General features: G+C 65.4%; 22 protein-coding genes. 8 read left to right on the top strand and 14 right to left on the bottom strand.

Annotated features, from left to right (window positions below; translation table 11 throughout):
- The first annotated feature begins 4 nt into the window (after positions 1-4).
- Both ACP7AR_RS00860 and ACP7AR_RS00855 read left to right on the top strand, forming a co-directional pair.
- The gene (locus ACP7AR_RS00860; RefSeq protein ID WP_426181520.1) at positions 5-1,006 is read left to right on the top strand and encodes a Gfo/Idh/MocA family protein; all 1,002 of its coding nucleotides are present in this window, start codon (positions 5-7) and stop codon (positions 1,004-1,006) included.
- Positions 999-1,973 carry an NYN domain-containing protein gene (locus ACP7AR_RS00855; RefSeq protein ID WP_426181518.1) on the top strand — a complete coding sequence of 325 codons (975 nt, stop codon included), beginning with the start codon at positions 999-1,001 and terminating at the stop codon, positions 1,971-1,973. Before ACP7AR_RS00860 ends, ACP7AR_RS00855 begins: the two co-directional genes overlap by 8 nt.
- Positions 1,974-1,984: 11 nt before the next feature.
- Here ACP7AR_RS00855 and ACP7AR_RS00850 read toward each other — a convergent pair whose 3' ends face one another.
- Together ACP7AR_RS00850 and ACP7AR_RS00845 are read right to left on the bottom strand one after the other, a co-directional pair.
- Positions 1,985-2,980 carry an epimerase gene (locus tag ACP7AR_RS00850; protein WP_426181515.1) on the bottom strand — a complete coding sequence of 332 codons (996 nt, stop codon included), beginning with the start codon at positions 2,978-2,980 and terminating at the stop codon, positions 1,985-1,987.
- Complete coding sequence (locus ACP7AR_RS00845) at positions 2,977-3,360, bottom strand: PLDc N-terminal domain-containing protein (RefSeq protein ID WP_426181512.1); 384 nt, start codon at positions 3,358-3,360, stop codon at positions 2,977-2,979. The genes ACP7AR_RS00850 and ACP7AR_RS00845 overlap by 4 nt, the downstream gene beginning before the upstream one ends.
- A 35-nt stretch (positions 3,361-3,395) precedes the next feature.
- On the opposite strand from ACP7AR_RS00845, the gene ACP7AR_RS00840 reads away from it, so the two are divergent.
- Positions 3,396-3,998, top strand: coding sequence for a GNAT family N-acetyltransferase (locus ACP7AR_RS00840; protein ID WP_426181510.1), 603 nt, complete (start codon positions 3,396-3,398; stop codon positions 3,996-3,998).
- Here ACP7AR_RS00840 and ACP7AR_RS00835 read toward each other — a convergent pair whose 3' ends face one another.
- The 11 genes from ACP7AR_RS00835 to nrdH all read right to left on the bottom strand — a co-directional run bounded on the left by ACP7AR_RS00835 (position 3,999) and on the right by nrdH (position 12,960).
- Positions 3,999-5,099, bottom strand: coding sequence for a fatty acid desaturase family protein (locus ACP7AR_RS00835; RefSeq protein WP_426181507.1), 1,101 nt, complete (start codon positions 5,097-5,099; stop codon positions 3,999-4,001).
- A gap of 148 nt (positions 5,100-5,247) precedes the next feature.
- Entirely contained in the window at positions 5,248-5,457 is a 210-nt protein-coding gene (locus tag ACP7AR_RS00830) for a hypothetical protein (RefSeq protein WP_426181504.1), read from the bottom strand.
- Between the two features lie 99 nt (positions 5,458-5,556).
- Entirely contained in the window at positions 5,557-6,486 is a 930-nt protein-coding gene (locus ACP7AR_RS00825; protein WP_426181501.1) for an aldo/keto reductase, read from the bottom strand.
- A gap of 31 nt (positions 6,487-6,517) precedes the next feature.
- The gene (locus ACP7AR_RS00820) at positions 6,518-6,967 is read right to left on the bottom strand and encodes a DoxX family protein (RefSeq protein ID WP_426181498.1); all 450 of its coding nucleotides are present in this window, start codon (positions 6,965-6,967) and stop codon (positions 6,518-6,520) included.
- 20 nt (positions 6,968-6,987) lie between these two features.
- A complete protein-coding gene (locus ACP7AR_RS00815) occupies positions 6,988-8,097 on the bottom strand; it encodes an epoxide hydrolase family protein (RefSeq protein WP_426181496.1) in 1,110 nt (369 codons plus the stop codon).
- Positions 8,098-8,161: 64 nt separating this feature from the next.
- Entirely contained in the window at positions 8,162-8,452 is a 291-nt protein-coding gene (locus ACP7AR_RS00810) for a hypothetical protein (protein ID WP_426181495.1), read from the bottom strand.
- A 121-nt stretch (positions 8,453-8,573) separates the two neighbouring features.
- Positions 8,574-8,870 carry a hypothetical protein gene (locus ACP7AR_RS00805; protein ID WP_426181494.1) on the bottom strand — a complete coding sequence of 99 codons (297 nt, stop codon included), beginning with the start codon at positions 8,868-8,870 and terminating at the stop codon, positions 8,574-8,576.
- Positions 8,871-9,078: 208 nt separating this feature from the next.
- Positions 9,079-10,056, bottom strand: a complete 978-nt coding sequence (gene nrdF, locus ACP7AR_RS00800) for a class 1b ribonucleoside-diphosphate reductase subunit beta (RefSeq protein ID WP_426181492.1) — start codon at positions 10,054-10,056, stop codon at positions 9,079-9,081.
- Positions 10,057-10,096: 40 nt separating this feature from the next.
- Positions 10,097-12,274 carry a class 1b ribonucleoside-diphosphate reductase subunit alpha gene (gene nrdE, locus ACP7AR_RS00795; RefSeq protein WP_426181489.1) on the bottom strand — a complete coding sequence of 726 codons (2,178 nt, stop codon included), beginning with the start codon at positions 12,272-12,274 and terminating at the stop codon, positions 10,097-10,099.
- Positions 12,238-12,690 (bottom strand): class Ib ribonucleoside-diphosphate reductase assembly flavoprotein NrdI, encoded by a 453-nt coding sequence (nrdI, locus tag ACP7AR_RS00790; RefSeq protein ID WP_426181486.1) that lies wholly within the window; start codon positions 12,688-12,690, stop codon positions 12,238-12,240. Before nrdI ends, nrdE begins: the two co-directional genes overlap by 37 nt.
- A gap of 36 nt (positions 12,691-12,726) precedes the next feature.
- The gene (gene nrdH / locus ACP7AR_RS00785) at positions 12,727-12,960 is read right to left on the bottom strand and encodes a glutaredoxin-like protein NrdH (RefSeq protein WP_033106720.1); all 234 of its coding nucleotides are present in this window, start codon (positions 12,958-12,960) and stop codon (positions 12,727-12,729) included.
- Between the two features lie 365 nt (positions 12,961-13,325).
- Here nrdH and ACP7AR_RS00780 point away from each other — a divergent pair, with 365 nt between their 5' ends.
- The 4 genes from ACP7AR_RS00780 (at position 13,326) to ACP7AR_RS00765 (ending at position 17,507) form a co-directional block, all read left to right on the top strand.
- Positions 13,326-14,537 carry an MFS transporter gene (locus ACP7AR_RS00780; RefSeq protein WP_426181483.1) on the top strand — a complete coding sequence of 404 codons (1,212 nt, stop codon included), beginning with the start codon at positions 13,326-13,328 and terminating at the stop codon, positions 14,535-14,537.
- Complete coding sequence (locus ACP7AR_RS00775; RefSeq protein WP_426181480.1) at positions 14,534-15,460, top strand: sugar kinase; 927 nt, start codon at positions 14,534-14,536, stop codon at positions 15,458-15,460. The genes ACP7AR_RS00780 and ACP7AR_RS00775 overlap by 4 nt, the downstream gene beginning before the upstream one ends.
- A 134-nt stretch (positions 15,461-15,594) precedes the next feature.
- Positions 15,595-16,353, top strand: coding sequence for an alpha/beta fold hydrolase (locus ACP7AR_RS00770; protein WP_426181477.1), 759 nt, complete (start codon positions 15,595-15,597; stop codon positions 16,351-16,353).
- Positions 16,350-17,507: an acyl-CoA dehydrogenase family protein gene (locus ACP7AR_RS00765; protein WP_426181474.1), complete on the top strand. Its 1,158-nt coding sequence runs from the start codon at positions 16,350-16,352 to the stop codon at positions 17,505-17,507. Before ACP7AR_RS00770 ends, ACP7AR_RS00765 begins: the two co-directional genes overlap by 4 nt.
- Here ACP7AR_RS00765 and ACP7AR_RS00760 read toward each other — a convergent pair whose 3' ends face one another.
- Complete coding sequence (locus ACP7AR_RS00760; RefSeq protein WP_426181471.1) at positions 17,508-17,780, bottom strand: metal-sensitive transcriptional regulator; 273 nt, start codon at positions 17,778-17,780, stop codon at positions 17,508-17,510.
- Between the two features lie 57 nt (positions 17,781-17,837).
- On the opposite strand from ACP7AR_RS00760, the gene ACP7AR_RS00755 reads away from it, so the two are divergent.
- Positions 17,838-19,115, top strand: a complete 1,278-nt coding sequence (locus ACP7AR_RS00755; RefSeq protein ID WP_426181468.1) for a DUF445 domain-containing protein — start codon at positions 17,838-17,840, stop codon at positions 19,113-19,115.
- Positions 19,116-19,127 lie beyond the last annotated feature (12 nt).

Here is a 19,127-nt window from a genome sequence, read left to right as displayed (position 1 = left end):
GAACATGACTGGTCTTCGCTGGGGAATCCTCGCAACCGGTGGCATCGCGTCCGCCTTCGCCTCCGATCTGCGAACTGCAGGTCTCGATCTCGTCGCTGTGGGTTCACGCTCGCAGTCGTCGGCTGACGCTTTCGCCGCGAAGTTCGACATCCCGCACGCGCACGCGTCGTACCAGGCGCTCGTCGCCGATCCGGACGTCGACATCATCTACGTCGCCACGCCGCATCCGATGCACCACGCCGACGCGAAGCTCGCCCTCGAGAACGGCAAGCACGTGCTCGTAGAGAAGGCGTTCACCGTCAACCGCGCCGAGGCGGAGCATCTGCAGCGCATCGCCACCGAGCGCGGCCTGCTGGCCATGGAGGCGATGTGGACGCGCTACCTGCCGCACATGGTGCGCATTCGCGAGATTCTGGCAGAGGGCGCCCTCGGCGAGGTCCGCGCCGTCACCGCCGATCACACCCAGCTCATCAGCTCCGACCCCGCGCACCGCCTCAACGATCTGAAGCTCGGCGGCGGGGCCCTGCTCGACCTCGGCATCTACCCGATCTCGTTCATCTGGGACATCCTCGGCGCCCCGACCAGCATCAAGGCCACCGCGCGACTGGTCGAAACAGGCGCCGATTCTGAGGTCGCCACGATCATGACGCATGAAGGCGGTGCGGTCTCCACCAGCCTGTCCTCCTCGAGAGCCGCAGGACCGAACGCCGCCTCGATCATCGGTACCGAGGCGCGGATCGACATCGACCGCGTCTGGTACACGCCGACCTCGTTCCGCGTGGTCACGCCCGACGGCACGGTGCGTGAGAGCTACACCTCGGAGGTCGAGGGCCGAGGCATGCAGTACCAGGCGTTCGCCGCCGAAGGCGCGGTGACCGCCGGCGACGTCGCGGGTGCTCTGCTGCCCCTTCCCCTCGCGGAGAGCGTCGCCATCATGGGCACGCTCGACGAGATCCGCGCCCAGATCGGCGTCAGCTACCCCACGGAGGAACGCAACGATGGCTGATACACAGGACCCCCGCGTCGCCGTCTACCTCGACTTCGACAACATCGTCATCTCCTGGTACGACCGCGTCCACGGCCGCAACGCCTATGGCAAGGATCGCCAGCGCATCGCCGAGAATCCCCACGACCCCGAGGTCGTCGAGCGGCTCAAGGCCGCGATGATCGAGGTCGGCGCGATCATCGACTATGCCGCCTCGTTCGGCACGCTGGTGCTCACACGCGCGTACGCCGACTGGTCGTCTCCCGTGAACGCGGAGTACCGTTCGCAGCTCGTCGCACGTGCGGTCGACCTCGTCCAGCTGTTCCCGGCTGCGGCATACGCCAAGAACGGCGCCGACATCCGCCTCGCAGTGGATGCCGTCGAAGACATGTTCCGTCTCTCCGACCTCACCCACGTGGTGCTCGTCGCCGGCGACAGCGACTACGTGCCGCTGGCCCAGCGCTGCAAGCGTCTCGGTCGGTACGTGATCGGCGTCGGCGTCGCGGGCTCCACCGCGAAGTCGCTGGCCGCAGCGTGCGACGAGTTCGAGTCGTACGATTCGCTGCCAGGTGTCGTGCGTCCGGTGCAGAAGAAGGTCGCTCCCCCGGCAGAAGACGTTGCCGAAACGGCGACTGCGGAGACCCCGAAGCCGGATGCCGAGGCGGAAGCCCCGGCGAAGGCCAAGTCTTCGAGGACGCGTGCCAAGAAGGCGACGAAGCCCGCTGAGCCGGAGGTGACGACGCTCACGGAGCAGGATGAGGCGACGCTTCTGCTGGAGCGCGCACTGCGACTCGGCCACGACAAGGCCGATGCGGACGAGTGGCTGCACAGCTCGGCCGTGAAGACGCACATGCGCCGCATGGACCCGTCCTTCAGCGAGAAGGCGCTCGGCTACCGTTCGTTCTCCGACTTCCTCAAGTCGCGCGACAAGATCACCGAACTCGAGGAGACGGGGCACGAGCGTCTGGTGCGGCTGCGCGACCTCTGAGCCGGGGTCGCTCAACGCCGCGCGCGAATGTCGCGAAGCGCTTCTTCCAGTTCGGGATGGCCGAAGGTGTATCCGGCGTCTGTGAGCACACCCGGTGCCACCCACCGACTCTTGAGGATGAGTTCCGATTCCGTGCGCAGCACCCACATCGCCGGCTCCAGCATGAAACGCCACGCCGGCAGCCCGAACGGCATGCCGACTGTGCGCCGCAACGCCGCCATCAGCTCACGGTTCTCCACTGCGCGGGGCGCCGCGAGGTTGACCGGTCCATCGATCTCCGGATGATCACGGAGGAATCGGACGGCGCCGACGAAGTCATCGATGTGGATCCAGCTGAAGCGCTGCCGCCCATGAGAGCGGACGCCCTGCTGACGAGGCTCGGTCGGATGCGGGCCTATCCCCCTGTAGCGGTTGTGCGGGAACCACCATCCGTCGTGCTGCGGGCCGCCGACGCCCAGCCGTGCGAGGCGGAAGAGCAGGTCGCCGACCGGCCCTTCCCCGAGCACGATCGTTGTGCGCAGCGCGATGCGCCGCGTACCCGGCAGGTCGCCACGGAAGAGCTCGGCTTCCCAGGCGCGGCCGACATCGGGAGAGAACCCCGTGTCGAAGACCGTGTCCTGCTCGGTCTGCGCACGATCGAGGGCATATCGATAGAGAGTGGCAGTGCTGGCGTTCATCCAGACGGCAGGTGGGCGCTCGGCGCGCGCAATGGCCTCGTTCAGCGCCCGGGTAGTGTCCACTCGCGAGCGCAGGATCTCGTCGCGATTCGCGTCGGTGTAGCGGGCGTTCACGGACTTGCCGGCGAGCCCGATCACGAGATCTGCTCCGTCGACGAGACGCAGGATGCCGTCGGGATCGTCCCACCGTGCATCGGGGCCGCTCCGACCGATCACCCGCACTTCGTAGCCGTCTTCGGTGAGAGCTCGGGCGAGAGCGCCGCCGAGCGCGCCGGTTCCTCCGCCCAGAACCGCACGTCGTCCGCTCCGACTCGAGCGGGCGTCGGTCATGCTGTGCCCGGTTCGCCGCGCTCGCGTCTGCGCGACTCAATCTCCTGCCGTAGCCGCCACTCCTCGATCTCACGGTCGAGGTCGGCGATCTGCTGTTCGGTGGTGCGGGGCTCGGCGGGAGACGACCATGTCTGAGCTGCCGGTGCCGTCTGTGTCTTCGGCTGCGCAGTGCGCCTCCGAAGCCGCGGAATCGATATGCCGCTTCCGCCATATTCACGTCCGAGAGCGAACCAGAGTGCGCTGCCGATCAGCGGAAGCAGGATGACGATGATGATCCAGACCATCTTCGGCAGGTACTTCACCTGCGAATCGTCGCGCGTGATGAGGTCGATCAACGCAAAGATCATCAACGCGATGATGAGGAGCGAGATGAACGGCATGATTTCAGAATAGCCGTCGCTCATAGAATGACGCCATGGATTTTCGCACCCCTCCAGGGCCCGTGACGCTGACCGGGCGACTGGTCGAACTGCAACCGCTCGATCGTTCACACCACGACGGTCTCGTCGAGGCTGTGCAAGAGGATGACCTGTGGCAGACGGCCTGGTACACATCTGTGCCGGCACCCGACGGCGTCGCCGCCGAGATCGACCGTCGCCTCGCGCTCGCCGAGAAGGGCGAGATGGTGCCGTTCACCGCTGTCGACGCGTCGGGGCGCGTGATCGGGATGACGACGTACTACGACCTGGTCGCTGAAGTGCCGCGACTGCACATCGGCTACACCTGGAATCGTCCGTCGGCGCATGGCACTGGTACGAACGCCGAGTCGAAGCTGCTGCTGCTCACCCACGCGTTCGAGACGCTGGGGGTGTTCCGTGTGGGGTTGACCACGCAGTGGGTGAACTTCCAATCACGTGCGGCGATCGAACGCCTCGGCGCTAAGCAGGACGGCGTGATGCGGGCGATCTCGCGCTACCGCAACGGCGCGCTGCGCGACTCCGTCGAGTTCTCCATCATCGAGCCAGAGTGGCCGGCCGTGAAGGCGAACCTCGAGGCGCGTCGCGCGAAGCGTCGCTAGTCACTCCCCGACCGTCAACTGCGCACGCTGCTCCACGAGCGGACACGTGAACACGTCCCGCTCGCCGAGGCCCACTCGATTGATGTACCGCACCACGATGGCGTACGACGCGAGCAGCCCGGTCTGTGCATAGGGAACGTCGTGCGCGCGGCAGTACGCGGCGATCGCGGGCGCTGCCTGCCGTAGGTGCGGTCGCGGCATCGACGGGAACAGATGATGCTCGATCTGATAATTGAGTCCGCCCATCGCGATGTCGAGCAGGCGGGTGCCGCGGATGTCGCGGCTCATCATCACCTGACGACGAAGGAAGTCGAGCGCGACATCGCGCGGCACGATCGGCATTCCCTTGTGGTTCGGAGCGAATGCGACGCCCATGTAGAAACCGAACAGGCCCAACTGCACGGCGAGGAAGACGAACGCGATACCGGGCGACAGCACCAGGAAGACGAGCACCACGAATCCGATGAGGCGCACGGCGATGAACACGATCTCCACCCACCGACGATTCAGGTGTCCCCCGCTCACGACCCTCCGCACGCTGGACGCATGCAGAGACACGCCCTCGAAGAGAAGAATCGGGAAGAACAGCAGCCCTTGATGTCCGCGCAGCCAGGTCATCACCGGGCTTCGGTGCCGGGCCGCTGTTTCGGCTGTGACCGCGATGACCGGCAGTTCGATGTCGGGATCGGAGCCGAGTTTGTTCGGGTTCGCGTGGTGCCGGGTGTGTTTGTGCTGCCACCATCCATAGCTCATGCCCACGAGCAGGTCGCCGAGGATCAGGCTGATCCAGTCGTTCCATCGCCCTGACACGAAGATCTGCCGATGCGCGGCATCATGACCGAGGAAGGCGATCTGAGTGAACACGATCGCCAGGGCTGCAGCGGTGAACAGCTGCCACCAGGTGTCGCCGATCCAGATGAAGACGGTGAGTCCGAGGGCGAGTACCAGCGGCGCTGCGACGAGTTTCGTCCAGTAGTAGCCGTACCGCCGTCGCAGCCAGCCGCTCCCGCGGATCATCTCCGCCAGTTCGGTGAACTCGCTGGGGCCGCGCCGAGCGTGCTCGCGAGGTCCCGGATGTGTGGTCGAACGTATGGCGCCCATGGCGACCTCTTCTCCGACGCCGTCGTGAAGGGTCGGCGCCGTCTTCATTGACCAGAGCAGGACGCTCGCTTTCGCGCCATTCGCTCTCAGATCAACGGTACGCGCCTAGGGCACTCGTCGCCAGGGTGTTCCGATCACACAGCGGTCATCAGTTGGCCGCGGGACCGCCGTCCCAATTGTCCGAACGGCGAGTGGCGCCGCTGCGACCCGCACGCATGATCCATGCCATCGACAGGCAGACGGCCGCGAGGCCCGCGCAGAAGACGAGCGCCTGGAAGTCAGGAAGTCCGTGCGAGATGCCCATCAGCACGATGCCGCCCACGAAGAGGACCAAGTAGACGATGAAGCTGAGAATCACGGCTGCCTCCTGTTGTGAATGCCGCAACCAGCCTACCGCCCGTGCCGTCGGGCGATGGCATCGGATGCCGCGACGACGAGCGCTACGGAACGATGCGCCCTACGGAACGATGTGTCCGGCGGCCCGGAACAGTTCGTACCATTCCGCCCGCGTGAGCGCGACGTCCGCCCCGTCCGCAGCTGCCACCAGCCGCTCTGGCGTAGTGGTGCCCATCACGACCTGCATGTTCGCAGGGTGCCGGGTGATCCAGGCCACCGCGATGCCGGTCGGCGTGACGCCGTGCAGATCGGCGAGCCGGTCGAGCACGTCGTTCAGCTCGGCGTAGTCGGGGTTCCCGACGAAAGTGCCTGCACCTGCCGCGGCCTGCATCGGCGACCACGCCTGGACGGTGATGCCGTTGATTCGGCAGTACTCCAAGATGCCCCCGCCGTCGCGGACGACGGCCTGGTCCGTGCCGCTCATATTCGCGGCGATGCCCTGGGCGATGATCGGCGCCTGAGTGAGCGAGAGCTGGAGTTGATTGGCGACCAGTGGTTGCTTCACTGCGGTGCGCAGCAGGTCGATCTGACGCGGGGTGTGGTTGGAGACGCCGAAGGCGCGCACCTTCCCCGAAGCCTCGAGCTCGTCGAACGCGCGGGCGACCTCCTCCGGTTCGACGAGAGCGTCGGGTCGATGCAGCAGCAGCACGTCGATGCGGTCGGTGTCGAGTGCACGCAGTGATCCGTCCACTTGGCGCAGGATGTGCCCGTAGGAGAAGTCAAAGGTCCCGTCCTGCGGGACGATCCCGCACTTCGTCTGAATCGTGATCTCGTCCCGCTCTGCAGGTGACAGGGCAAGCGCTTCGGCGAAGCGCTCCTCGCAGGCGTGCATCCGGCCGCCGTAGATGTCCGCGTGGTCGAAGAAGTCGATACCGGCTTCGCGAGCCGATCCGTAGAGCTCTCGGATCTGTGCATCCGCTTTATCTTTGATGCGCATCATCCCCGCGACGACGGCAGGGGCTGACGAGGTTCCGAACGGCACTGTCTTCATGACGCCACCGTATCGTGCGCAACGAGGCGAGTCAGCCGCGTCGGCGACCCTCGGGCGCTGCCGTGCTCCACAGCGCCCAGACCACGAGCAGAGGCTGCAGGAACAGTCGGCCGAGTCGCCGACCGTCAGTGTCGAGCAATGGCGCCGATCGCCGCGTGCGCCATTGGTGCACGTTGCCAGGAAGAACCGCGACGAAGAAGGCCGCAACCGCCCAGCCGACGCGCGCACGTTCCCTCGGGAGCATCAACAGCGCAGCCGCGAGCAGGAGCTCGACCACGCCAGATGCGACGACGATCGCGTCCTTGTCCATGCGCAGTACACGCGTCGCCCAGTCCGGCACCGTGATCCGGAACCCGCGGCGACCCCAGCTCAGGTGTCCGGAGCCGGTCAACGCGAGTGCGGCGGCCAGCGCCCAGCGCGCCGCGTGGCGAACTCCCGAGAGCCTCGAGCGAGGATCTGCCCTCTTTCGTCGCCTCGTCATCCAGCGAGTCGATGACCGGTTCATAGCGCGGCCGCCGCGAAGGCACGGATGTCGGCGGCGAGCAGGTCGGGCTCTTCGATGGCCGCGAAGTGCCCCCCGCGAGGCATTTTCGTGTGATGCACGACGTTGTGATTGCGTTCCGCCCAACTGCGTGGCGGATGGGCCAGGTCGGCGGGGAATACCGCGAGGCCCGTCGGAACCGTGACGTGTATAGGGCCGGGAGGGTGGTGTTCGTGTTCCCAGTACGGGCGGAAGCTGGCGGCGATCGTTCCGGTGAACCAGTACACACTCGCCTGGGTGAGGGTCAGATCGTCGCTGATACCCGACACCCGGGCGCCATGGTCGGTCCAGGCGTGATACTTCTCGAGCAGCCATGCGAGCAGCCCGACCGGTGAGTCATTGAGGGCGTAGGCCGCAGTGATCGGCCGGGTGCGCTGCAGGTGCTCGTAGCCGCCCTCGTCGGCGTACCACTGCGCGCTCCGGGCGAGATGGTCGATTTCCTCGTGCGTCGGATTCGCCTGGTCGGCGGGATCTCCGGTGGCAAGGACGTGGATGCCGGCCACCGCTTCGGGATGCGCCTGTGCGAGCCGGGCACTGACGCCTGCTCCGAGGTCGCCGCCGTGCGCGAGATACCGTCTGAAGCCGAGCTGCGTCATGAGCGCGTGCCACAGTTCGTGCGTGGCGATGCCTGGTATCACCGGCTGCTCCGGGGTGAATGCGAAGCCGGGCAGCGCAGGCACGATGACGGTGAACGCGCGCTCGCCTGCCGCGCCGTACTCGCTGGGGTGAGCGAGTCGCCTCGCCAGCTCGACCTCTTCGAGGATGGTGCTCGGCCAACCGTGCGTCAACACGATCGGCGTCGCGTCCGCTGTCTCGCCGTCAAACCGCAGGTAGAGCACCGGCGCGGCGTCGACAGTCGTCCGGTGCGAGGGAAGGGCGTTGATCGCGCGCTCGTGTGCGCGCCAGTCGAAGCCATCCGCCCAGGGCTCTGCCAAGCGACGCAGTTCATGCGGGTCGGTTCCTGCGCCCCACCCGTTCGTCGGCCAGGGCCGAGGCCAGCGCGTAGCGTGGATCCTGTCTCGCAGCGACTCCAGCTCCGATTCAGGCACTGTGATGAGCGCGTCCGACATGTATCCTCCTCGTCCATCCGCTTCGTCGAGATCAGATCGTAGATGGACGTGCACGTGTACCGGTCTAGAACTCCATGCCGTAGTCGTACTTCCCACCGAATGGGAGCCCCAGATCTCCCGTATCGCGCTCATCGAACTGAACGGTCTCGACCGTGAACACCACGCGAGTGGAGGGCGAGATGAGTGCACTGACCTCTCGGTGACCGACGATGGTGAATTCTACGAAGGCGCCCCCCGCTCTCACCGACTCTTCCACCGCCCGCTTCAGCTGCTCGAGGTCTTGCCCTTGTGCGAGCGAGTACGGAACATCGTCGATTATCGCGTGTGACTGAACCATCGTCTGCATCGAACTCATCCCCGCACTCTAAGACCCGAGAAGGCGCCAGAAATATGGGGTTGCGTATGCAGAGCGTCGAAGCTACTTTCCGTGAGCGACGGGACGCATGAGAGTCGGCGCTGAGCTTCGCTGATCGGAATCACGAGAGCTGGTCGAGTACGAGTTCGCCGCGGGCGTTGAGGTGCTCCATCATGCGCTCGAGCCTCTTCTGATCGATCACAGGCATTTTGGCGTCCTCGAACGCGATCAGCAGAGGGATGGCGGGGTGCATCCAGATGGTGAGGCGACCCGCAGTGTTCGTTTCGTCTGCCAGCCACGTCATCATGAAGCTCTCGTGACGGCGGAGCTTCGTGCCGATCACGATCTTCAGGTGCGCGAGCGTTTCATCCTCAATCTCTATCGCGGGGTGTGAGCTGTTGTACTCGAGTGTTCCCATGGAGTGCACACTACTCGCCCCTGTCCGAGCCAGGACCTCACCGTGGTGTGAGACGGGGCCGGCGTTTCCTCGATCGTGATCACTGGGCCGGTGATGTCGGATCAACAGAATGCGAGCAAGCCCCCTACCAGCTACTCACTCGAGCTGCCGATAGAGGGCTTGACGATTTCGATCGTGGTTCGAGAATTCCTACTCCGACCAGTGGCTTCTAGAAGTCCCAGTCCTCGTCCTCGGTGGCCTCGGCCTTGCCGATGACGTATGACGATCCCGAACCCGAGAAGAAGTCGTGGTTCTCGTCGGCGTTCGGGGAGAGCGCAGACAGGATCGCCGGGTTCACGTTCGTCACGGTGGACGGGAACATCGGCTCGTAGCCGAGGTTCATCAGCGCCTTGTTGGCGTTGTAGTGCAGGAACTTCTTGACGTCCTCGGTCAGACCGACGCCGTCATAGAGGTCCTGCGTGTACTGCACCTCGTTGTCGTAGAGCTCGAAGAGCAGGTTGAAGGTGTAGTCCTTCAGCTCGTCCCGGCGCTCCTGGGTCTCCTTCTCGAGACCCTTCTGGTACTTGTAGCCGATGTAGTAGCCGTGCACTGCCTCGTCGCGGATGATGAGGCGGATGAGGTCGGCCGTGTTCGTGAGCTTCGCCTTGGACGACCAGTAGATCGGCAGGTAGAAGCCCGAGTAGAACAGGAACGACTCGAGCAGGGTCGATGCGACCTTGCGCTTGAGCGGGTCGTCGCCCTGGTAGTAGTCCATGATGATCTGAGCCTTCTTCTGAAGGTTCACGTTCTCCGTGGACCACCGGAACGCCTCATCGATCTCCTTCGTCGACGCGAGCGTCGAGAAAATCGAGGAGTAGCTCTTCGCGTGCACCGACTCCATGAATGCGATGTTGGTGTACACCGCCTCTTCGTGCGGTGTGATCGCATCGGGGATCAGCGACACCGCGCCGACCGTGCCCTGGATCGTGTCGAGCAGGGTGAGGCCGGTGAAGACGCGCATCGTGAGCAGCTGCTCGTCCGGTGTGAGCGTGTTCCACGACTGCACGTCGTTCGACAGCGGCACCTTCTCAGGCAGCCAGAAGTTGTTCACCAGACGGTTCCAGACCTCGAGGTCCTTGTCGTCCTGGATGCGGTTCCAGTTGATCGCCTGTACGTGCTCGACCAGCTTGAGCGATTCGGGTGTCATGTCTCTTGTTTCCTTTTCGATCCCTGAGCCTGTCGAAGGGTCAGAGCATGCAGCTGACGCACTCGGACATGTCCGTGCCCTCGAGCGCCAGCTGGCGGAGGCGGATGTAGTAGATAGTCTTGATGCCCTTGCGCCATGCGTAGATCTGCGCCTTGTTGATGTCGCGCGTGGAGGCGGTGTCCTTGAAGAACAGCGTCAGCGACAGGCCCTGGTCGACGTGCTGCGTGGCGGCGGCGTACGTGTCGATGACCTTCTCATAGCCGATCTCGTATGCGTCCTGGTAGTACTCCAGGTTGTCGTTCGTCATGAACGGCGCCGGGTAGTAGACGCGGCCGAGCTTGCCTTCCTTGCGGATCTCGATCTTCGACGCGATCGGGTGGATCGAGCTCGTCGAGTTGTTGATGTACGAGATCGAGCCGGTCGGCGGCACCGCCTGCAGGTTCTGGTTGTAGATGCCGTGCTTCTGGATGGATGCCTTCAGCTCTGCCCAGTCGTCCTGCGTGGGGATGTGCTTGCCGGCGAAGAGCTCCTTGACCTTCTCGGTCTCGGGCACCCACGCGCGGTCGATGTACTTGTCGAAGAACTCCCCCGACGCGTACGTCGAGTCCTCGAAGCCGTCGAAGGCGGTGCCACGCTCGATCGCGAGCGCGTTCGAGGCACGCAGCGCGTGGAACAGCACCGTGTAGAAGTAGATGTTCGTGAAGTCGATGCCTTCTTCGGAGCCGTAGTGCACGTGCTCGCGGGCGAGGTATCCGTGCAGGTTCATCTGGCCGAGGCCGATGGCGTGCGAGCGGTCGTTGCCGTCCTCGATCGAGCGGACAGAGGAGATGTGGCTCTGCTCGCTGACCGCTGTCAGACCGCGGATCGCAGTATCGACCGTGATGCCCAGGTCATCGGCATCCATCGCCAGAGCGATGTTCATCGAACCGAGGTTGCACGAGATGTCCTTGCCGATCTGGTCGTACGACAGGTCGTCGTTGTACGTGGTCGGCGTGTTCACCTGCAGGATCTCGCTGCAGAGATTGGACATGTTGATGCGGCCCTTGATCGGGTTCGCCTTGTTCACCGTGTCTTCGAACATGATGTACGGGTAGCCCGACTCGAACTGGATCTCGGCGACGGTCTGGAAGAACTCGCGCGCGTTGATCTTGGTCTTCTTGATGCGCGGGTTGTCGACCATCTCGCGGTACTTCTCGGTGACCGAGATGTCGCCGAACGGCACTCCGTAGACCTTCTCGACGTCGTACGGCGAGAAGAGGTACATGTCTTCGCCGTTCTTGGCGAGCTCGAACGTGATGTCGGGCACGACGACGCCCAGCGACAGGGTCTTGATGCGGATCTTCTCGTCGGCGTTCTCACGCTTCGTGTCGAGGAAGCGCATGATGTCGGGGTGGTGGGCGTTGAGGTACACCGCGCCTGCACCCTGCCGGGCACCCAGCTGGTTGGCGTAGCTGAAGCTGTCTTCGAGGAGCTTCATGACGGGGATGATGCCGCTGGACTGGTTCTCGATCTGCTTGATCGGCGCACCGGACTCGCGGATGTTCGACAGCAGGAGGGCGACGCCGCCGCCGCGCTTGCTCAGCTGCAGCGACGAGTTGATCCCACGGGAGATCGACTCCATGTTGTCTTCGATTCGCAGGAGGAAGCAGCTGACGAGTTCACCGCGCTGCGCCTTGCCTGCGTTGAGGAAGGTCGGAGTCGCCGGCTGGAAGCGCCCGGAGATGATCTCCTCCACGAGCTTGACCGCCAGCTGCTCGTCGCCGTCGGCGAGTCCGAGGGCGGTCATCACGACCCGGTCCTCGAAGCGCTCGAGGTAGCGCTTGCCGTCGAAGGTCTTCAGCGTGTAGCTGGTGTAGTACTTGAACGCGCCGAGGAACGTCTCGAAACGGAACTTCTTGTCGTAGGCGAGATCGTTGAGCTTCTGGACGAACTCGTGCGAGTACTTCTCGAGAAGAGAACCGTCGTAGTACTCCTTCTCGACCAGGTAGTCGAGACGCTCCTTGAGGGAGTGGAAGAACACCGTGTTCTGGTTCACGTGCTGCAGGAAGTACTCCCGCGCTGCACGCTTGTCGGCGTCGAACTGGATCTTCCCGTTCGCGTCGTAGAGGTTCAACATCGCATTGAGCGCGTGGTAGTCGAGGCCCTCGTATGCAGAGTTCGCCTTGAATGCCGCCTGCTCGGTCACTGCGTCGTGCTCTTCAACTGCAATACCCACCATCGTTCCAATCCGTCGCTCACGCGATCTACGTCGTCCTGCGTGCCGAATACTTCGAACCGGTACAAGTGCGGCACATGACACTTGCGGCTGATGATGTCACCGGCGACGCCGAAGGACGCGCCGAAGTTGGTGTTGCCTGCGGATATCACTCCGCGGATGTTTCGCCGGTTGCCCTCGTCGTTGAGGAACCGGATGACCTGCTTGGGTACAGCGCCCTTCTCCTCGCCCCTGCCCTGGCCTCCGCCATAAGTGGGAGTGACGAGAACGAAGGGCTCGTCGACCGTGAGGTCGCCGTCACCCCGATGCAACGGAATGCGCTGCGCCGGCAGGCCGAGCTTCTCGATGAACCTTGCGGTGTTGCCCGAGGTGCTGGAGAAATAGACCAGGAGCGGCGCGGCCGTCGCGACGGTTGTCATGACTCACCCCTTTCGCTCCTGCGATCGCCGAAGGCTCTACGCCAGACGAGAGGCGAGAGCGTCGATCTTGTCGGGACGGAAGCCCGACCAGTGGTCCTCGTCGGTCACGACGACGGGCGCCTGCATGTAGCCGAGCGCCTTGACCTGCTCGAGCGCCGACGCGTCCTCGGAGAGGTCGTGGATCTCGTATTCGATGCCCTTGGCATCCAGCGCACGATACGTCGCGTTGCACTGAACGCACGAAGGCTTGGTGTAGACCGTGATCGACATTTCTTTCCCCTCAAATCTGGATTTTCCGGCAGTCCCCCCGCCGGGAGTTCAATACTACATATAGGTACGGACATTGAGGGCGACCACAAGGGCTAGTAGTTACATCCGTGTAGTTTTCCACCGCTCTCCACTGATACAACACAGGTTGTCCACCATTTCATCCACAGATCGCGACCTCTTTTCGAGGGTCGCGAAGCGCATGATCTCGCGGTTCTCAGGCGGCCTTCAGGAATCCATCCACAGGTCGGAGGCTACGCCGGGGTTCGGACATCCGATTTCCTGTGGAGAGCGCTCTTCGGCGTGTCGCGGCGTGTCGCGATTCCGACCCTGCACACCACCCCCGACGACCCGGGTACCGTTGTCTCGTGGCGGGATATCGGGACCTTCTTCGCACCCCAGGGGTCGGGCGCATGATCGCCGCTCAACTGACTGCGCGCTTCCCCAGCGGGATGGCATCGCTGGCGATCCTGCTGCATGTCGAACAGCAGACCGGCTCGTACGGAGCGGCCGGTCTCGTGCTCGCTGCGACCTCCGTCGGCCAAGCCGTCTCGGGACCCGTCACGAGTCGATGGATGGGCGTGTGGGGCATGCGAAAAGTCCTCACGCTGACGGCGGCCGTCTGCACCCTCGCCGTGCTCTGCCTCGGCCTGCTGCCTCTGCACCTCTCCGGCTACATGGCGTTCGGGCTCATCGCCGGGCTGTCGACTCCGCCGATCCAATCAGCCGTGCGCACCATCTACCCGAAGCTCGTCAACTCCTCACAGTTGACTCCGTTGTTCTCGCTCGACGCTTCTCTGCAGGAGATCATCTGGATACTCGCTCCGGTGGTCATCACCCTGGTGTCGACGCAGGTCGGCACGACCGAGGGCCTCATACTCGTCGCGATCGTCCTCGTGCTCGGCTGCGGATGGTTCATCCTCAGCCCCGAAGTGGGGCGCGTGCGCATCCCCCGCAGTCGACGTGCACTTGGGCGCGTGCTCCTCAAGCCACCGGTGGCGCTCGCCACAGCGATCGGCTTCCTCGTGATCGGCGCGTGTTCGGCCGTCGAGGTCGGCGTCGTCGCCACGTTCGAGCACGGCAGCCTGGAAGCCGGCGTCGTGCTCGCCGTCTTCGCCGGTGGAAGTCTCGTCGGTGGGCTGTCGTTCGGTCACATCCCGATTGGCCCGTGGGCGATGGCGCGTCGTCTGGTCATCGTCACGGTCGGGCTCACGCTCACCATGGTCATGCTCAATGCGTATTGGCTGGGCGGCGCACTGTTCCTGGCCGGTCTGGGCATCGCGCCCGCGCTCGCCGTGCTCTTCGCCATCACGACCGCGAGCGTGAAATTCAGCGAGACCGCCGAGGCATTCGGCTGGGCGGGCACGGGGCAGCTGATCGGTGCGGCCGCAGGTTCCGCCATCGCCGGCTTCCTCGTCGACGGCACCGGCGGACCGCAGGGCGCGTACCTGGCGGCTGTACTGTTCGCTATCGTCGGAGTGACGGTCTCCGTGATCTTCGTCCGGGCTCTGCCCGACCTTCGCGATCGCGACCCCAGCCCTTTTCCTGACACCGAACCAGTGGCGGTCACCCCCTCATGAGCACCCCTTCCCTTCCGGACACACGCACGCCCGACCAGACCCCGGAGGTCGTATGCGTCGGCGAGACGATGGCTCTGGTCACCCCGACCGACGGTGCGCTCTCCCACGCGCACGAGGCCTCACTCGGCCTCGCCGGAGCCGAGTCGAACGTCACAGCAGGACTCGCCGCCGCAGGCCACCGCGCAGCCTGGGCGTCGCGTCTCGGCGATGACCCTCTCGGCGCGCGCATCACGTCGGAGCTGACCAGGCGCGGCGTCGAGCTGTGGGTCGAACTCGACCAGGACGCCCCCACCGGTGTGATGTTCAAGGACCCGGGCGCTGAGGGCTCGTCCGTCTACTACTACCGCCGCGGTTCAGCCGCCTCGCGAATGGCTCCGGGACAGCTGTCCGTCGAACGGCTCAGCGGTGTGAGGATCGTGCACACGACCGGCATCACCCCCGCCCTCTCACCCTCCACTCGCGACATGGTCGATCGCCTGTTCAACGATGCGCGCTCCGCCGGCGCGCTGGTCTCGTTCGACGTCAACGACCGCCGCGCACTGTGGTCGATGGAGGACGCCGCCGCCACGCTCGCCCGACTGGCGAACGCCGCCGACATCACCCTGGTCGGCCGCGATGAGGCGGAACGCATCTGGGGAACCTCCACCGCCGAGGAGATCCGCGCCTTCCTGCCGGACTGCGCCCTGCTCGTCGTGAAGGACGGCGACGTGGGCGCCACGGCCTTCGACGGCGACGCCGAGCCCGTGTTCGTCGCGGCGCCGGTGGTCGAGGTGGTCGAACCGGTGGGCGCCGGCGACGCGTTCGCCAGCGGCTTCCTCGCCGCGACTCTCGAGGACAAGCCGCTCGCCGAGCGGCTGTCTGCGGGGCATGCGGCGGCAGAGCGCGTGCTCACGATCGCCGCGGACATGCCCCCGATCGACTGACCCTCCTGCATCACGCGGGAAACCACGGGGCGACACGGCGCGAACCGGCGCGCCGGCCCAGTGACACGCCGCCGACACGCCAGACGGTCCGGGTTTTCCGAGCCCCATGCCGACAGCGCTCGTAGGCTGAGGGCATGCCCGCTCCGGTTCAGTTGCCCCAGCTCTCCTGGGGCGATCCCGATGCCCACAACACCGCTCTGCTCGTGCACGGCCTCGGATCCTCCGGAGCCCTCATGTGGCGGATGGGCGACGCGCTCGCGAACGCCGGCTGGCACGCCGTCGCGATCGATCTGCGCGGGCACGGTGACGCGCCGCGCACCCTGGACTACTCCGTCGGCGCCTACGCTGCGGACCTCGCCGCTGCATCCCCCGTGCGCGGCGGTGCGTGGGATGCGGTCATCGGTCATTCACTCGGTGGTGCTGCGAGCACCGTGGCCGCGGCATCCGATCCTCGCTGGACACGCAGACTCGTCCTCATCGACCCGGCCATCCTCGTCGATGGAAGGGATGCGTCGATCGTGCGTCGCAGTCAGGAACGTGCGTTCGCCGACAACCGCATCGAGGTCGTGCAGGAGGAGCATCCGCATTGGCATCCGCAGGATCTGGAGTTGAAGATCGACGCCGTGTTGCGGGCGAGCAGATGGGCGGTCGAGCAGACCAGCGCCCAGAATCAGCCGTGGGACGTTCGAGCGGATGCTGCGCGCCTGGCCGTTCCGACGCACATCATCGGCGCAGACCCCGAGGTGTACAGCCTTTTCACCGGGCCCACCGCCGACGCGGTGCTCGCATCGAATGAGAAGATCTCGATGTCGATCGTCGCGGGAGCAGGACACTCTCCGCATCGCGACAAGCCCGATGAAACGATCCGCAGGCTCCTGGAGGCACTGTCATGAGTTTCGATCCCACTGAGTACCTGTCCGACGACCTGCTCGCTCGCATCCGCGAACGGGCGCCGATCCACGACAGGGAGAACACATTCCCCGAGCAGGATCTGGAAGAGCTCCGGGATGCCGGATACCTGAGGATCCTCGTGCCGACCGCACGCGGCGGGGCGGGACTCGGCCTGGAACAGGCAGCAGTCCTGCAGCAGCGCCTCGCCACCGCATCACCGGCCACTGCCCTCGCGATCAACATGCACCTGGTGTGGACCGGTGTCGCGAAGGTCTTCAGCGACCGCGGCGTTCCAGGTCTGGAGTTCGTGCAGGACGGCGCCGCACGCGGCGAGGTCTTCGCGTTCGGGATCAGCGAGGGCGGCAACGACCTCGTCCTCTTCGGCAGTGACACGGCAGCGGTGCCGAAGGACGACGGCGGGTACGCGTTCACCGGAACGAAGATCTTCACCTCCCTCGCACCGGTGTGGACGAAGCTCGGCCTGCACGGCCTCGACACCACATCCCCTGATGCGCCGAAGCTCGTGTTCGCCTTCATCGACCGCACGGATGCCGTCACCACCAGCGACGACTGGGACACCGTGGGGATGCGCGCGACACAGAGCCGCACGACGCGTCTCGACGGTGCCGTCGCGGCGGCCGAGCACGTGGTACGCCGCATCGATCCGGGCCCGAGCCCTGATCCGATCATCTTCGGGATCTTCAGCGTCTTCGAGCTGCTGCTCGCCTCGGTGTACACGGGCATCGCCCGACGAGCACTCGACGTCGCGGTGGAAACCGTGCAGAAGCGCACGTCGAAGAAGACAGGTCTGACGTACAGTCAGGACCCCGATATCCGATGGCGGATCGCAGGGATGAGCCTCGCGTACGACGCCCTCGTCCCGCAGATCGCAGCCCTCACGCGTGACGTCGACGAGAAGGTCGATCACGGCGCGCGCTGGTTCACACTGCTGTCGGGCGTCAAGCACCGCGCTGTGGTGATGGCGAAGCAGGTCGTCGATGACGCGATCCTCACCGCAGGCGGCGGATCGTACTTCTCCTCCAACGAGCTCTCACGGCTGTACCGCGACGTACTGGCCGGCATGTTCCACCCCTCCGACCCGGAGTCCGCCCACGCCACAGCGGCGAGCGCGCTGCTCGGGCCGCTGGAAGGCTGACTACCTCCGGTCGAAGTCGAAAGCCTTCAGCAGCTCTCCGACTGCCTGCTCCCGCTGGTCGCCGCCCTCATCGAACATGTGCGTCACGTGCGTGCGGAGATGGTTCTCGAGCAGGAGACGGTTGAGGGACTCCAGCGACTTCTGGATCGCGCGGGACTGCGTGATGATGTCCATGCAGTACTCCTCGTTCTCGATCATCCTGGTGACGCCGCGCAGCTGACCTTCGAGAATGCTGGTGCGGTGCAGAGCGCGCTTCTTGATGTCATCGATCACGATTCGAGGCTACCCCGGTCCGCTCATCCGCCGCTTGCGCATGCGAGGATGACACACATGCCGCGCACTCCGATGGCCCTCCTCTCTCCCGCCGATCAGGAGCGCCTGCGCGCCCTGCGACGGATGAAGGCGATCGCGATCGGCGCGCTCGTGTTCATGGCGATCGTCTTCGTCATCGCATTCGCGTTCCAGGAACGTCTGGGATGGCTCGGATACGTCCGCGCCGCTGCAGAGGGCGGCATGGTCGGCGCGCTCGCCGACTGGTTCGCCGTCACCGCGCTGTTCCGCCACCCGCTCGGCCTGCCGATTCCGCACACGGCGATCATCCCGAATCGCAAGGATGAGATCGGCCGCACACTGGGTGAGTTCGTCGAGACGAACTTCCTCGCCGCGGACGTCGTCCGCACGAAGCTCGCCACGACGGCGATCGCGCGGCGCGCCGGCGAGTGGCTGCAGCAACCGCCGCACGCCGAGCGCGTCGCGGCCGAGGGCGCCACCATCGCGACCGCGGTGCTGAACGCACTCAGCGACGACGACGTGCGCGATCTCATCGCCGATCTCGCCCGCGAGCATCTCGTGCAGCCGGAGTGGGGTCCTCCGGCCGGCGTGTGGCTCGAGAAGATCGTCGACGCCGATGCCCACCACGGCGCGGTCGATCTGGCGGCCGACAGCATCGCGACCTGGTTGGATGCGAACGCAGAGTCCTTCACCGGGCTGGTCTCCCGACGCCTCCCTTCATGGGTCCCGCGACTCGCGCACCGTCTCGTCGACGACACGGTCTACCACGAGGCGGTCAAGTTCGTCCATGCAGTGCAGTCCGATCCGCACCACCCTGCGCGCCTCGCCATAGACGGCTACCTCGCGCGCCTCGCCGACAACCTGCAGAATGATCCGGCGACCAGGGCGAAGCTCGAGAACGCGAAGGCCTCGCTGTTCGACAGCCCCCGGGTGGGCGCGCTGGCGGCCGAGGCCTGGAACACCGCCAAGGCCGGGCTGCTGACGGCACTCGCCGACCCGGCGAGCGGACTGCGCGTGCGCGCAGCGACGGCCGTGCAGGAGGTCGGCGAGCGGCTGACGACGGATGCCGCGCTGCAGACCCGCGTCGACACGTGGGTGTCTGAGGCCGCTGTGTTCCTCGTCGACCGCTACCGGCACGACATCGCCTCGATCATCACCGACACGGTCGAGCGGTGGGACCCAGCTGAGACGACCGAGAAGATCGAACTCATGGTCGGCCGCGACCTGCAGTACATCCGCCTGAACGGCACCGTGGTCGGAGCGCTCGCGGGACTCGCGATCTTCTCGATCGCCCACGCTGTGATCCCCGGGGTCTGAGCGTCCGGCGAC

Source organism: Microbacterium sp. TWP3-1-2b2 (assembly GCF_049896145.1).
Taxonomy (GTDB): Bacteria; Actinomycetota; Actinomycetes; order Actinomycetales; family Microbacteriaceae; genus Microbacterium.
Note: the sequence above shows the minus strand (reverse complement) of the source record. Positions and strands in the feature narration are given on the sequence as shown.